Annotated in this window: 14 protein-coding genes; 13 read left to right on the top strand and 1 reads right to left on the bottom strand. The window is 66.1% G+C overall.

Going from position 1 to position 13,757, the window contains the following annotated elements; all coding sequences use genetic code 11:
* Positions 1–276: 276 nt before the first annotated feature.
* Positions 277–1,047, bottom strand: coding sequence for a helix-turn-helix domain-containing protein (locus ACFWU5_RS20865; RefSeq protein WP_379245534.1), 771 nt, complete (start codon positions 1,045–1,047; stop codon positions 277–279).
* 701 nt (positions 1,048–1,748) lie between these two features.
* On the opposite strand from ACFWU5_RS20865, the gene ACFWU5_RS20860 reads away from it, so the two are divergent.
* The 13 genes from ACFWU5_RS20860 (at position 1,749) to ACFWU5_RS20800 (ending at position 13,698) form a co-directional block, all read left to right on the top strand.
* Positions 1,749–2,639 carry a hypothetical protein gene (locus tag ACFWU5_RS20860; RefSeq protein ID WP_379245532.1) on the top strand — a complete coding sequence of 297 codons (891 nt, stop codon included), beginning with the start codon at positions 1,749–1,751 and terminating at the stop codon, positions 2,637–2,639.
* Positions 2,636–3,859, top strand: coding sequence for a cutinase family protein (locus ACFWU5_RS20855; RefSeq protein ID WP_379245530.1), 1,224 nt, complete (start codon positions 2,636–2,638; stop codon positions 3,857–3,859). The genes ACFWU5_RS20860 and ACFWU5_RS20855 overlap by 4 nt, the downstream gene beginning before the upstream one ends.
* Positions 3,856–4,974 (top strand): lipase family protein, encoded by a 1,119-nt coding sequence (locus ACFWU5_RS20850; RefSeq protein WP_379268321.1) that lies wholly within the window; start codon positions 3,856–3,858, stop codon positions 4,972–4,974. Before ACFWU5_RS20855 ends, ACFWU5_RS20850 begins: the two co-directional genes overlap by 4 nt.
* Complete coding sequence (locus ACFWU5_RS20845) at positions 4,862–6,568, top strand: cutinase family protein (RefSeq protein ID WP_379268320.1); 1,707 nt, start codon at positions 4,862–4,864, stop codon at positions 6,566–6,568. The genes ACFWU5_RS20850 and ACFWU5_RS20845 overlap by 113 nt, the downstream gene beginning before the upstream one ends.
* 429 nt (positions 6,569–6,997) lie before the next feature.
* On the top strand, positions 6,998–7,345 hold the full coding sequence (locus tag ACFWU5_RS20840) for a hypothetical protein (protein ID WP_379268319.1): 348 nt from the start codon (positions 6,998–7,000) through the stop codon (positions 7,343–7,345).
* Between the two features lies 1 nt (position 7,346).
* Complete coding sequence (locus ACFWU5_RS20835) at positions 7,347–7,994, top strand: hypothetical protein (protein WP_379268318.1); 648 nt, start codon at positions 7,347–7,349, stop codon at positions 7,992–7,994.
* 2 nt (positions 7,995–7,996) lie between these two features.
* Entirely contained in the window at positions 7,997–8,293 is a 297-nt protein-coding gene (locus ACFWU5_RS20830) for a hypothetical protein (RefSeq protein WP_379245521.1), read from the top strand.
* A 62-nt stretch (positions 8,294–8,355) separates the two neighbouring features.
* Complete coding sequence (locus ACFWU5_RS20825) at positions 8,356–9,156, top strand: alpha/beta fold hydrolase (RefSeq protein ID WP_379268317.1); 801 nt, start codon at positions 8,356–8,358, stop codon at positions 9,154–9,156.
* Positions 9,153–9,383 (top strand): hypothetical protein, encoded by a 231-nt coding sequence (locus ACFWU5_RS20820; protein ID WP_379268316.1) that lies wholly within the window; start codon positions 9,153–9,155, stop codon positions 9,381–9,383. The genes ACFWU5_RS20825 and ACFWU5_RS20820 overlap by 4 nt, the downstream gene beginning before the upstream one ends.
* A gap of 76 nt (positions 9,384–9,459) precedes the next feature.
* Complete coding sequence (locus ACFWU5_RS20815; RefSeq protein WP_379268315.1) at positions 9,460–10,041, top strand: hypothetical protein; 582 nt, start codon at positions 9,460–9,462, stop codon at positions 10,039–10,041.
* An 11-nt stretch (positions 10,042–10,052) separates the two neighbouring features.
* The gene (locus tag ACFWU5_RS20810) at positions 10,053–10,847 is read left to right on the top strand and encodes a hypothetical protein (RefSeq protein ID WP_379268314.1); all 795 of its coding nucleotides are present in this window, start codon (positions 10,053–10,055) and stop codon (positions 10,845–10,847) included.
* The gene (locus ACFWU5_RS20805) at positions 10,844–12,235 is read left to right on the top strand and encodes a hypothetical protein (protein ID WP_379268313.1); all 1,392 of its coding nucleotides are present in this window, start codon (positions 10,844–10,846) and stop codon (positions 12,233–12,235) included. The genes ACFWU5_RS20810 and ACFWU5_RS20805 overlap by 4 nt, the downstream gene beginning before the upstream one ends.
* The gene (locus ACFWU5_RS20800) at positions 12,232–13,698 is read left to right on the top strand and encodes an SCO6880 family protein (RefSeq protein ID WP_379245509.1); all 1,467 of its coding nucleotides are present in this window, start codon (positions 12,232–12,234) and stop codon (positions 13,696–13,698) included. Before ACFWU5_RS20805 ends, ACFWU5_RS20800 begins: the two co-directional genes overlap by 4 nt.
* Positions 13,699–13,757: the final 59 nt, after the last annotated feature.

Raw genomic sequence — 13,757 nt, 5'->3', positions numbered from 1 at the left:
ATTGCCGATAGCCGCCACGGCGAACATGATGCCCGACCCGACGGACTACCTGCCGTGAACCGAAAATCCCATGGGGAGACGTGATCTAGTCGGCGGCTGGAGAGCGGCCCGAGCGCGCAGCTGTGGCGGGACCTGTTCGCGCAGGTCATCCACCCCTTGGCCCGCGCGACTGCTGCACGCAATCGATCGGTCGTACGTAATAGCTGGTGCGCATCAAATCTGGGACGGCTCAGCCCGCCACCGTCGGTTCCGGTTGACTACGACGCGATCCACCAGCTATCGACGCTCGCCGTCGCCAGCATGGACCGGTGGACCCGAGTATGGCTCTGGCGTGGCTGTAATCAGTTGGATGTGGTGAGCGCGAACGCCATCTGAGAAGTTGATCTGGTAGGAGATCGGTCTTCCGAACGCGTTTACGGTGTGTAGGGGGCTGGTTGTGTCTCGGCCGGAGGTCGCGTTGAGGCTGGCGGCCCAGAGTCGCTGGGCGTCTGGGTTGGGGCCCAGTTCTGAGACGAGGGTCTGGGCTTGTTGGGAGGTTCGGTACCTGCCCATGGTTGCTTTCAAAGTGGCTACGGTCCAAGCCTTTTCGGCCTCGGGGTCGACGAGGATGGAGCGGCTGTGGGGGCTGAACATCCACGATGCGATGGATTCGCTCTCGTCGATTCCGCGTACGGTGCGTGTGAAGGAGTCGTTGCGCGCCAGGACATTCCACAGCGGGTCGGTGTAGGCGGCGAGTAGGCCTCGGGCTTGGAGCCGGTCGAGGTTCATGGTCAGGGTGGGGTCGGTGGCGACGTAGGTGCGCAGGCTTTGGGTCGGTGCCAGCGGGACGTCTGGTGCGGCGAGGTCTCGGAGGTGGGCGGCCATCGCTTGGTTCAGGCGGTACCCGCGGATGAGCAATTCGAGAGTTTTCGGGTGCGGTGAGAATCCGTTTTCGATGCGTGCTAGGTGAGAAATGCTGAATCCGAGCAGTTTTTGCGCTTCTTCGCGGGTGAGGTCCTGGTCCTGTCGAATCCACAGGCAGGTGGTGGCTAGCGTCGGAATTGACACATGAGGTCGGGTTGGTTCGCGGCGTCGGCGTCGGCGTGGTTGTGGCCTTGAAAATCCCTCTGTCATATCTCCCCCCGGAGAATCGTGGCGCGGGTCACAATATGGATGCTGAGCTGGGAGCGTGCTGGCTGGTGATGAGATCGGTTCTACCAGAGGGTATTTCGTGCGGCAAGTTCGCGGCAGTAATGAGCTCCGCGTACGGCGCCGTTCATCAAAAATGGTGTCAAACGGTTGAATTTCAATGAGGTAGGGATCACTACCGGGACTGTCCGTGGGTGTTATCAATGACCAAATATTTGAGCACTTAACAGGAAATTTCCTGCTCGGGGTGGGTATTAAGGTGCTCATTAATGAGCACTCAAAACGTGAGCGACTAACGCTATAGCGCTGCAGTGCGTTTCGGGGATTGGATGGAACGGAAAGATATTCCACCGAGAAAGGAAACCCTGTGGATCCCATCGTGATCGCCAGTTACGTCAACGCCGGACTGGCACTGTTGGCCAACGGCGCTGCCCTCGCAAACCAGGTGCTGCACCTGGCGCTCGCCTTCCTCTGACGTCTCGCCGAACGGCACCGCCGCTTCCAGCCTTGCCTGGCCGGCGGTGCCCGGAAGCACCGATCCGACGTTTCGCCGCACACTGATTTCAATTCTGCTGCGGCATCCCCGTTTTGCTTCACCCTTCGAGAAGGGTCTACCCGTCATGCCCGAAATCTCTCCCACAACTCGCGGAATTGCCACCAGCGGTCGACACCGCATTCCCGGCGTCCGTCGCGGCAACGTCTTGCTGCTGGTCACGGCGATCCCGGTCGCTATCGCCCTGGGCGCAACCGGTCCGGCCCATGCGAGTGGTCCATTGGCCACCGTGGCAGACCAAGGCGGCGTCACCAGCCCACCACAGCCCGGGACCGAAACCCCCACGCCCCCACCATCGGTCGAACCCGAACCACAACCAGAACCCAACCCGCCGACGTACTACGAACAGCCTGCCGAGGTGCGCAACGGCCCATCACGGCCCGCGCCCAGCGTCTCCGCACCGGTCGAGCCGGTGCGGATCGACCAGCTCCACCTTCCAGAGCCGGTCGAACCTGTCGCACCGATTGCCCCGCCGGAGAACACGATTCGGATCGGGGAGTGGCAGACCCCGAGCCCTGACTGGATGCCGATCGAAGTCCGCGACACCATCAACAACACCGCGGCAGGAGCCGAGGCGCAGGTCGCGACGGCGTTGGACTCGGTCGGCATTCCGGCGGGACGCTCCGATCGCGTCAGCGGCGCGGTCCTGGGCGGTGCCGGACTGGGCGGTGCGGCTGGCGCGACTGTACTCGGCGCACCAGCTGCCGCGGTTGGTGCAACTGTCGGCGCACTAGTTGGGGGCACCGTCGGTGGAATCGCCGGTGCCGCGCTGGGAATCGTGATCCCCGTCCCGATCATCGGCCAAGCCACCAGCGGTGTCGCGGGTACTGCGCTCGGTGCTGCTGCCGGGGCTGCGGCTGGTGCGGCGATTCTCGGTGTGCCGGCCGGTGTTGTCGGCGCGGCTGTTGGTGGGACGATCGGCGCTGGCTTCGGTGCCGGGGTCGGAGTCGGCCAGTGACCGGGAGCCGCACCGTCGCTGTGGCTGCGGCGATGGTGGGGGCAGCGGTACTGACCGCCGCCGTACCGACCGGACCGGCGGCTGCGGTGCCGATCAATGGTTGCCCTGCCCTGTTCATCCTCGGCGTCCAGGGCACCGGCCAGTCGTCACCGACCGCAGACCCCCTCGCTGATACCGGTGTCGTCGGATCGTTGATCGGCCCGGTGGTGGCGACGGTCCCGACGCTGGTGCAGCGGGCCTACATTGCCTATGAAGCTGGGTTCGGTGGCATCGTTCCTGGTGGCGGTGCCGATCCGTACGTGCGTTCAGTGTCGGGTGCGCGGACCAACCTCGATGCCGCGGCGACGCAAATCGTCGAAGCGTGTCCGAACACGATGTTGGCTGGTATCGGCTACAGCCAAGGTGCCCAAGCGGTTTCGGAGTTCGCACGCGACGTCGGTGCGGGTCTGGGCCCGGTGTCCGCTGATCGTGTCGCCGGGATCGCGCTGTTCGCTAACCCCGGCCGACGCCAGCACGAACCGGTGTTCCCCGGACGGCCCGGCCAGACGGTGCCCGACCCGGCACCCGGCACTTCGGGTGTCGCGGTGTCGGCAGTGCAGGTGCTGGCCGCACCTGCTGGGGGAGCGGGGATCGCGACCGACCCCGACGGTTACGGCAACTTGACGGGGCGAGTGGCTGATATCTGCAGCGACGGCGACCTCGCGTGCTCGGCACCTGGACAGGCTGCGCTGCTGCGCCTGGGCGCGCAGATCTTCGCCCAAGCCGACCTGACCAACCCTTTCGGCGCGATCGCCACGCTGAACACCGCGCTCTCGGAAGCGCTGGGTGACACGTGGAACACAGTGATCCTCAACGACTTCCGGATAGTCAACGGCGATGTCGACTACGTACCGCAAGCCGGTCTCGGTGACCGTTTGGTAGCCGCTGGCGACACCCGTGTACCTGGTGCGGACGCCACTGCGGCAGGTACGCGGTGGGGCGAGATTGTTGCCACCGCGTTCGCGAATCCGGTGGTGGTGTTGCCGAAGCTGATCGCGCAACTCGGCGCAGCCTGGGCGCAGTTAGCGGCGGAGAACACCGAGTTGGTGAATCCGGGCGTGTGGGTGCGTTTCGCCGACACAGTCGGACGCCACAACTCGTACGCCGTCACCGGGCAGATGGATTCGGGTGTCGCCTGGATGATCGCGTTGGCCCACGACCTCGCGGGAGCCCAGCGATGAACGGCGACAACGTCTTCGACGAGTTCTACGACAACACGGAACTGGAGCCCGGCGGTGCCAACGGCACGGTCCTGCGCACACGCGACGTCGTCGTGCCCCACATGCCAGGATTGGGCAGGGCCTGGCAGTTGGTGTACACGACCACCACGACCTTCGGGAACCCCGTCACAGCCTCAGGCATCGTCCTCGAACCCAACCCTGCGATCTGCAACGGCGCGATTACGCGGCCGATCGTGGTGTACTGCACGACATTTCACGGACTCGGTGGCAGGTGTGCCCCGTCGCAACTCCTAGTCGCCGGCACCGAGCCCGATGCCCGCGGCATCGCCGCGGCGCTGGCACAAGGCTGGAAAGTCGCAGTCCCCGACGGTATCGGGCTGGGCATCACCGGCGCGGGACCCCACCATTTCCTTGCTGCCCACGCTGGCGCGCACGCCGCGCTGGACCTGGCTCGTGCCGTCTGCACCCACGGCCTCAACCGTGCGCCAGTAGCGGTATGGGGCTATGCCGACGGGGGCCGAATCGCCGCAGCCGCAGGCGAACTACAGCCGTCGTACGCGCCGGAGCTGGATTTGCGGGCCATCGCCGCCGGTGCGGTCATCCGCGATCCGGGTGCGTTGATCACCGGACTCGACGGCGGACCGTGGTCGGGAATGGCGTTCGCGGCCATGGTTGGGTTGGCGCGCGCCTACAGCCATCTGCCGGTCGATCACCTGCTGACCGACGTCGGGGTTCGCGCGGTTACCGAGGCCTCCGAACTCGATCTCACGAGGCTGCTGGTGGAGTATCTAGCCCCACTATCGGTGTGGTGTGAACGCCCCGACCCCTGGAACGACCCGGTCTGGCGACACGTGCTGAGCCACGAATGCCTCGGGGCTAAAACACCTTTGGCACCAGTCCACCTTTATCACGGACTGCTGGACACTCTCGTTCCGATCGAATCGGCTCGAACGATCTTCGCTGAGTACATCTCCCGCGGTGTGCGAGTGTCCTGGTCGGAATATGACGTCCCGCACCTCAGCGCCGCCGCCCTTGGCCTCCCGGACGCTCTCAAAGCCCTGCGTGCGGGGTTCGCGCGCCCACCGGACCGCGGCGGATCTCCCGCAGTCACCTGACGTCGATGCGTACGCACCCCACCATCCCCGATGCCGAAGGAGGCCGAATCCGATGAACAACAACACACCACAGCGCGCTTGGTCAGCGGTCGCGATTGCCGCCCTTTCTGCGACCGCGCTCCTCGTCGGATCAACGCCGGCTACCGCACAACCCACACCGAGCCCCTCGACAGTCACGAAACCACCGGAGTCCGCGTGCCCCGGCCTTCACGTCCTCGGTGTGCAGGGCGGGGAGGAAGGCGCGACCACGACCGTGGACACCGGCGATTCGGGGATCCTCGGACAAGCATTCGGCAGGATGTCCAGCGCCACAGACGGTTTCATCGCCCGGTCCTACATCGTCTTCGGTGCCGACACCGGTTCGACCGACTACTCCGCAGCCGTGAGCGCAGCGGCGAATCAGATCGAGCAGACGGCAGGCGAAGTAGTCGCTCGATGCCCATCGACGCAGATTGCAGTCGCGGGCTATGCCCAAGGCGCCGCTGCCGCCTCGACGTTCGCGGAAAAGGCAGGCGGGGGACAGGCACTGGTTCCCGCTGACCGCATCGCGGGAATTGCATTGCTGGCCAACCCTTCCCGTCGGTACGCGACCACGGCTTTGCCCGGCACCGACAATGTCAGCACTCCGTCAGCGACAGCAGGCACCGACGGCACGAACGTGTCGAAGATCAGCTTGGCCAACTCCGGATTGTCAGGTGCGGGGATCGCCGCAGCCGCGATGCCGGTCAATTACGGGGACCTGGTGGGTCGAGTTGCCGACTTGTGCGTCGCCGGTGACGCGACCTGCGATGTCCAATCCGGCAGTCCGCTGATAACGGCGGTCGCCAACATCTCGGCCCAGGGCGAGGGCAAAGACCCGGTCGCCGCGATCACGACCGTCGCACAAGCTCTCGTCTCTACCGCCTTCACCACCGCGGTCGGCGTGGTCAACGACGACATCTCCGGCACCAGCCTCGACCAACTCGCCTACGCGCCGGCGAAAACGCTCGGCCAGCGTCTGGCCGAAGCTTCCTCGCCGAGCGCCACCGTCGCGACCGAATCCGACGCGCTCTCGGCCTTGTTCAAAATCGGCACGATCGGGTTGAACGCGGTGGTCTCGGTGGCGCAGAAGGTCTTTACCGCGACCACGGTGGCCGAGCTCGCGACGGTCGGTCTGGCCAATCCCTGGGCCGCGGTCGCCTCGTTGGGTGTGAAAGTCGCTGAGGCTGTGGTGGATCTGGTGCCACCGCAGTCGGTCAGCACCTGGGTCAACGACGCGTTCGAGGCGATCACCAGCGCCGTCACCGAGACCCAGGATCTCTACACGACCGCGGCGACCGCGCAGTACAGCGATTCCACGGGGCGCCGCAGCACCTACAGCAACGTCGCGGCCACCACCACCGGCCAGTCACCCTTGATCGCCACCGCCGCGTGGTTCACCGCCCTCGCCAACGACATCGCCACCGCCACAACAACTTCGGGGACGCAGACGTCGAGTAGTACGACCACTCGGGCACCGACCTCCGCGACGAACCCGAGCCCGCCGACCACCCCATCGCTGGCGCCGACCACGGCGACCAGCCCGCACGCGGTGTCCTCGACACCGCGCCCCTGAACCCCTTCGGAGCACGAAGCGAGTCCCACGCCCATCCCCCTGGTCGGTGGCTCTTCCAGCGGCGTGCTCCGAAGGGCCAGACCAACCGACTCCCACCCGAACGAGGAGGTGAACCACATGCCCGACCACGACCTGATCCCCGACCACGGTGCCGCCTGGCTACACAAGCCAGCAACAACCGAACATCCGACGAACGCGATTGAGAAGCCGGACAGGCGATTTCGCGCGCGATCGGCGAAGAACGGCCGGAACAGATCGGGTCGATCCCACATTGTCGTGATCGCCGCGCTGGCATCGGGACTTCTCACCGGATCGGCAGCGGCCGTTGGCGTCACCGTAGTGACCGACGGGGACGACCCCGGCACCACACGCATGGAACCGGTAACAACCGCGTCGGCGCAGCCTTCCGGCGAGCGAACTTGCGTGGGAGTGACCGCGCAGATTGTGACGTCCGGACCCGGTGACACCACCACCATCGGGGGAGTGATCGCCCGGTTCGAACACTCCTACTACGTGCGGCGCAGTGCGGAGGTTGCCCTGACGATGGTGGGCCCCGAGGCGGGTCTTGCCCATGATTCGCTCGCCGCCGCGATCACCGCGCTGCCCGTCGGTACCACGCATTGCGTTGGCATCACCGCGGTCGCGGAGAACATCGCCGAGGTGCACCTGGCCGAACTGCGTCCCGACGGTCGCCGATTCGACTACCTGCAGCTGATCAACGTCGGCCCCGGCGCATCCGGGCTGGTTATCACCAATATCCAGAAGCGAGGCAGCTGACATGCACGCCGTGACGCCTCGCGTCCCGCTCGGCATCCTGCGCGGTCGGCGGCTGGAACCGGACACCGTGAACAGCCCGAACCATCGCGCTGAAGTCCGCGCAGATCCCCTCCCGACCATCGGTGCACATCCACCGCTGGTGGCGATCGTCGGTGCTCATGGTGGTGCCGCCACGTCCACCCTGGCGCGATGGTGGGCACCGGCGGTGGATTGCAGCCAGTGCTGGCCAGGGTCACCGGAAACGACCCAGCGGGTCGTGGTCAGCGCACGACTGTGTCTGCCCGGATTGATCGCCTGCGCCGAACGGCTGCGGGAATGGCACGCCGGCCTGGCACCCGACGGAGTCGAGGTCGTCGGGGTCGTCCTCAGTGCGGCCCGACCGGGCCGAGTGCCCGGATCGGTGCGCCGCTATCGCGCCGTGATCGAGGACCTGACCGAGGTGGTGTGGGAAATCGGGTGGCACGACGAGCTCGTGGAACGCGAACTCACCGAATTGGCGGAGTTCTTCCCGTTCGACCCCGCCCCTTCCCGACGGCGTCACGTAACGGAGGCGGTCCCGGCCGACGTGCATTCCGCTGGCAGCGAGCTCGTCGACGTACTGACTCACCTGATGAAAAGCCCCCGTGATCAACAGGATTCGGAGATATAGCCATGTCCACCTTATCGGCAGTGGGAGACAGCCTGACCGTGCTGGCCCAGGAAATCAAGATCACCCCGACTCGTCCGCCAGGCGGGGACAAACTGATCAACCTGGCCAACTATCTGTCCTGGTTGGTGATCTTGGCCGGGGTCCTGGCGTTGATCTATGCCGGCGGCAAGTTCGGATGGGAACGCTGGCACGGCGGCGCGGTCGAGTCGCCCAAGATCGTGTTCGCCGCGCTCGTCGGCGGCATCATCGCGACCTCCGCCGGGGCCATCATGAACGCCGCAGTTTCCGGGGGCTCCTGATGCGGGGCCAGCACGGCAAGGCCGAATCCCGAAGCAGCACTACGCGATCCGGGCGTTTAACCGTGACGACAACGGACGGCACCGCGCTGACCGCGACTCGGTACGGGATGTCCACGGCACCGGCAACTGTTGTCTACGTCCCTGGGCCATTGAGCGATTCGTCGCACTTCTCACCGCTGGTAGCGCAGCTGGACGAGCATTTCGCCGGCGGTATCGCTCAACTGATCTATGACCAGCGAGGCCACCGATCCGATCTCGGCGGCGTCAGCAACGTGGGGATGGCCCAACTGGTCGATGACCTTCAGGCGGTACTCGACCGAGCCAGCGGCTCCGTGGTGCTGGTGGTGCATTCCCTGGCGGCGATCTTGGCGCAGGAATGGCTCTACCGTCATCGGCACGAGCAACCACGGGTCGGGGCCATCGTTGCGGTCGGTCCGGTCGCGGAACTGCCCGACACGGCGGGTGTGCTGACCACACGTCCCATGGAATCGGCGTATGACGCAGGCGCGCAACTCATTCGCCAGCTGACCACCGCACTGGGCACCCGAGACCGGATTAACGACCAACGAGCGACGGATTGCGCACGGCAGATGCTGCGAGCGTATCGCCGTTGCGGTGCCGATCTAGCGGTCGTGGAAGACATGCTGCGCGCGATCCCGACCTGGATCGTGGCCGGAGCGCGCGACCCGGTCGTTGGCTGCGAGCGGATCGAGGAGTTGGCGGCCACGGCGTGGGCAGAGCTGATCATCGTCGACGACGCCGACCATGGCCTGCTGGTCACCCACCCCGCAGCAGTCGCTGACGCCGTCGTCGCCGCGCTCGAAGCAGTCCATGACCGCAGTGTCTTCGGCGGTGGATGGTGATCGCCAAACCTCTTCCCTCCGAGGTCCTCTCGCCGCTGACCCAACTGCTGAACTGGCTGGCCTGGTTCGTGCTGCTGGTGTGTATCTGCCGCGCCACCTGGGTCGCCGGACAACTGGCCATCCGTATCCATCGCGAAGAAGCCATCGAAGGCTTCATCGGCTCCCTCGCTGCCGCGGCCCTTCTCGGATCGGCCAGCGCGCTGGCGATCGCCATCATCCCCACCTGAGACTACGGGAACTCTTATGCCACAACCATATTCGATTCGAACCGCTCGAGCACTCGGGTGCCTGATGATGCTCGCCGTGTGCTCGACCGCGGCCGCTGGCTGTGCGGGCCGCGACGTCGCCGACCACGTGTCCGACGTCTCGACAGGACCCGTACCGATCGCGCCCAGCGCAGTGAGTTGGCGCAGCTGGCAGGGCATCGAACTGCCCGTCGCCGCGCAAGGTCCGCGCCTGATCGAAGGCGCGGTCGCTGCGGACTTCGACCGGTCGCCGGCCGGTGCCGCGCTGGCCGCGATTCATGCGACCGTGCGGATGTCGGTGGCACCGGACCGACAGTGGGCGCTGGTCGGACAACGCATGCTCGCACCTGGCCCTGGGCGCGACAAGTGGGCGACAGCGCGGGCCCAAGTCTCGATCACCGAACCCGCGACATCAACCGCGCCACACATTCTCGGCTACGTCATCGCCGCCTATGCCGACACCGAGGCACGGATCGAGACCTACTCCACGTATCCGGATCGCTCGATCACCCGCAACATCGCCACCGTCGTGTGGAGCGCCGACGGATGGCGGCTACATCTGCCGGAGGTGGTGACCGAAAACCCTGTCGCGGCAGTGGATTCCGCACCTTTCGCCCTGGTCATCCTGAATCGCCCGTGAGGACACCTGTGATGCGCTCGCTTCGCCTGCTCTTGGTCTTGCTCGCCATACTTGCCACGATCGTCACCGTCGTGTTCGTTGCGACAATCACCAGCGACGAGGGAGTCGACACCCCGCAGCCTTCACAAGGCTTCGGCGAACCGTCGACGACCGTCTCACCCTCTGTCGCCCTGTCACAGCCACCGACGGTCGACATGTTCGGCAACCGGCTCGAAGTACCTGCCGATGAGGCCGGTGCGATCCTGCCGCAAGCGGCCGACGCCAGGATCGACCCCGCACGACCGGACTATCTCACCGCGGTCCCGGCCCGGCTGCAATGGCAGCGAATCTGGGGAGGCGCCGCAGTCCCGGTATCGGGTGGTGACGGGCCGACCCGGATCGAGGACGGCGTGGCGACGGGATTCGCGCGTACCCCGCAGGGTGCGGCGGTGGCGGCGATGGACGCGATCGGGCGCGTTCACGCCGCCCCGGATCACATCTGGCAGCAGGTGGTGCGGGACCGGTTCTACGGCGGCGGCGAAGTCCTGGTCGACAAGTTCGCACGATCCAGGGCGAACACGCCGGGCGTCGCGCGCTTCGTCACCGTCCCCGAAGGCGTGCGGGTCCAACCCGGATTCCGTGTCGACCTGGCCGTGGTTCAGCTCGCGGTGCGCTCTACAAGCGGCTACGCCATCGCGACCTGGCCGATGGTGTGGGTCGAGGGTGACTGGCGCATCCGCGTACCCGATGACATCGAAAGCCTGTGGCGCCCAGCGACTCCCGTCGCCTCGCTGAGCGGATTCGGTGATTGGAAGGCGCGATCATGAACACGGAACTACACGCGGCGGCACCCACAGCGGTTGACCCGATGCGGACTCAGATCCCCGACATCACATGCACCGTCCTACCCGGAGTCCGCGAAGCTTGCCGGTTCGCTGATGCGGCCGTGACCGAAGCCGGCGACTCGGTGATCGATGGCCTTGTCAACTCGCTTCTGTCCGGCCTGGCGACGCTGATGCGCATGGGGATGACCTGGTGGACGGCTTTCCCCTCACCTCAATTGTCCACCGCAAGTGGTCAACCGGCACCGGTGCTCGCACAGATCCGCGACTACACCGCCGGATTGCAGGTAGTGCTGTTGACCGCGGGAATCATGTTCGCCGCCGCACGGCTGGCACTGGCCAAGCGCGGCGGCGTCGCGGCAGAAGCGCAGGAAAGTTTCCTCATGCTCGCCCGCGCGATCTTCGCAGCGATGACCTTCGCCACGCTGGTCACCGTCGGGACCAATGCCGGTGACGAGTTCGCCAACTGGGTGATCTTCGATGCCACTCGCGGAGACCTCGACACCGCAGTCGGCAGGCTGCTCGACCGCGACATCATGGGCGATCTCGGACCTGGGATACTGCTGGTCGTAGGCGTGCTCGGCGTGATCAGCATGCTGATCCAACTGGTGATGCTGGTGATCCGGCAAGCACTACTGGTGGTGGTCGTCGCGGTGATCCCTATGGCTGCGGCAGCATCGGGAACCGGGCCGGGTTCACAAGCCTACAAACGACTTCTAGCGTGGTCGCTGGCATTCGTGCTGTGGAAGCCTGTCGGCGCGTTGGCCTACGCGATTGCCTTTACCGTGGCCGGCACCAAGGATCAGACCGATCCGCAGATGATGTTGCTCGGGTTGATCTTGATGCTGATGTGCGTGGTCGCGCTTCCGGCACTGATCCGATTGATCTCGCCCGCGGTCGCCACACTCGGCGGTGGGGGAGGCGCCACGGCGGCTTTGGCCGGAGCCGGTGCGGGAATCGCGATGTCGGCCGCAGGGAGTCGGCCGCAGGCGCGACCGATGTCGGAGGGTGAAAACTCGGCCGCACCATCGGGGTCCTCCGGCGGCGGCCCACCACCGTCTGGCGGTGGTGGCGGTGCACGCCCGATGTCCGCTGGCGGCGGCTCATCGTCAGCAGGCGCGGCGTCTGGGGCGGGCGGCGGCGGGGCGGCGACGTCAGGGGTGGCAGCCGGAACCGGTGGAGCGACAGCATCCGGGGGCGCAGCCGCGGGTGGTGCGCTGGCGGCAGGGCCCGCCGGTGCGGCGATGTTGGGTGCGCAACTGGCCGTCAGTGCGCTGCGAAGCGCCTCGTCGGCTGCACAAAGCGCTACCTCCGAATCTTCGGCGACGCACAGTGATCCAGACACGTTGGGGCCCGGGGAGGTTCGGCGGTGACAACGCGGATGTACGGGCGCTGGGAGCGTCCCAGGAGCGCGGGATTCTTCGGTCTGACGTGGGGGGTTTCGCTGCTCGGCCTCGGGTTGATCATCGCGGTGATGGTCTCGTTCATGCTCACCCGCTCCCTGGAAATCGCCGGGGCGATCCTGCTCGCCGCGGCCGTGGTTTTCGTGCCGTTGGCGGTGACCCGCAGCGGGCGTACCGGTTGGGAATTGCTTTTGCTGCGCGTTCAGTTCGCTCGAGCCCGTTCCCGAGGTGAACTGACCTATAGGTCGGGCCGGTTCTCGCGACTGCCGGGTTTGGCGAAACTGCCTGGGTTGCTGGCTGATTCGCGTCTGACCGAGTTCGAAACGGCGGGTGGGAAAAGGTTCGCGATGCTGCATATTCGGCGCACCGACCACTCCACAGTGATCGTTCGGGTGATTCCGCGCGGCAAGGAACTGGTCGATCAAGCCCAAATCGACTCCTGGGTCGATGGTTTCGGTCAATTCCTGGCTTCCCAAAGTCGTGGTGGCGAAGTCATCGCGGTCACCGCGGTCCTGGACAACACCGTCGAAACCCGGCTCAAGCAGACCCGTGAGGTGACTCGCCTGATCCGGGACAAGGCTCCCGATTTCGCGAAAGCGGTGATGCGTGAAGCCGCCGCCGACAGTGGCGGGGTCGGCGTCCGGATCGAGGCCCGCATCGCGATCACCTACCGGGCGATCGGCAAGGGCCGACGTGATCAGGCCGAACAAGCCCGTGAGATAGGCCAACGCCTGCAGTCGGTGCTATCGCAGCTCGCTCGCGCCGGCTTGCCCGCCACCCCGCTCCAAGCGTGGGAAGTGTTGGGGCTGGTCCGTAGCCGATACGACCTCGCCTCCCAGCGTGACGTCGAAGCCGCGGGCGCCCAGATCGTGGAGTCGCAGTCGTGGGACTCGGTCGGGCCGCTGGCCCATCAAGATCGGTGGGATCACCTGGTTCACGACGGTGCCAGGTCGATTACCTGGGAAATGGACGGTGCGCCACGCGGTGCGGTGATGGAGACCGTCCTGGAAGATCTGTTGCGTCCGCGCTCGGACGTACCACGCAAACGCGTCGCGATCATCTATCGGTTGCATTCCGCGGGGGAAGCGACGTCGTTGGTGGACTCGGACTTTCGTGACGCGGTCGCGGCCGAGCAGACCGAACGGGGGATCTCCTCGGCGTCGGCGCGGATCCGGGTCGGCAACACCCAAGCCGCTCGCGAAGAACAGGCCAGGGGTGCGGGGTTGACCCGGTTCGGGGTGTTGGTCACGGTCACCGATCACCTCGACGGGGACCTGCCCGGGATCGAAGCGTCGGTGAAAGGCATGGCGGCCGCGTCACGGCTGACGGTTCGCCGCTGCTACGGCTCCCAGGCCGCCGGCTTTGCCGCGTCACTGGGAATCGGGCTGATCTTGCCCGAACACGCCTCCATTTCCCAGCGGGTCTCGGGATGAACACCGCTGAACCGCGAGCCCGTCACAACTCGAAAACCGTTGCGATCGACGGTATTCGG

Origin of the sequence: Nocardia sp. NPDC058640, from assembly GCF_042716995.1 — a bacterium.
GTDB lineage: Bacteria > Actinomycetota > Actinomycetes > Mycobacteriales > Mycobacteriaceae > Nocardia.
The sequence above is the reverse complement of the archived record's forward strand: the minus strand, read 5'-3'. Positions and strand labels throughout refer to the sequence as shown.

Excerpts from the sequence above, each read along its gene's own strand:
- ACFWU5_RS20860 (WP_379245532.1), top strand. The coding sequence starts at position 1,749 with ATGCCCGAAATCTCTCCCACAACTCGCGGAATTGCCACCAGCGGTCGA.
- ACFWU5_RS20830 (WP_379245521.1), top strand. The coding sequence starts at position 7,997 with ATGTCCACCTTATCGGCAGTGGGAGACAGCCTGACCGTGCTGGCCCAG.
- ACFWU5_RS20810 (WP_379268314.1), top strand. The coding sequence starts at position 10,053 with ATGCGCTCGCTTCGCCTGCTCTTGGTCTTGCTCGCCATACTTGCCACG.
- ACFWU5_RS20835 (WP_379268318.1), top strand. The coding sequence starts at position 7,347 with ATGCACGCCGTGACGCCTCGCGTCCCGCTCGGCATCCTGCGCGGTCGG.
- ACFWU5_RS20850 (WP_379268321.1), top strand. The coding sequence starts at position 3,856 with ATGAACGGCGACAACGTCTTCGACGAGTTCTACGACAACACGGAACTG.
- ACFWU5_RS20845 (WP_379268320.1), top strand. The coding sequence starts at position 4,862 with ATGACGTCCCGCACCTCAGCGCCGCCGCCCTTGGCCTCCCGGACGCTC.
- ACFWU5_RS20805 (WP_379268313.1), top strand. The coding sequence starts at position 10,844 with ATGAACACGGAACTACACGCGGCGGCACCCACAGCGGTTGACCCGATG.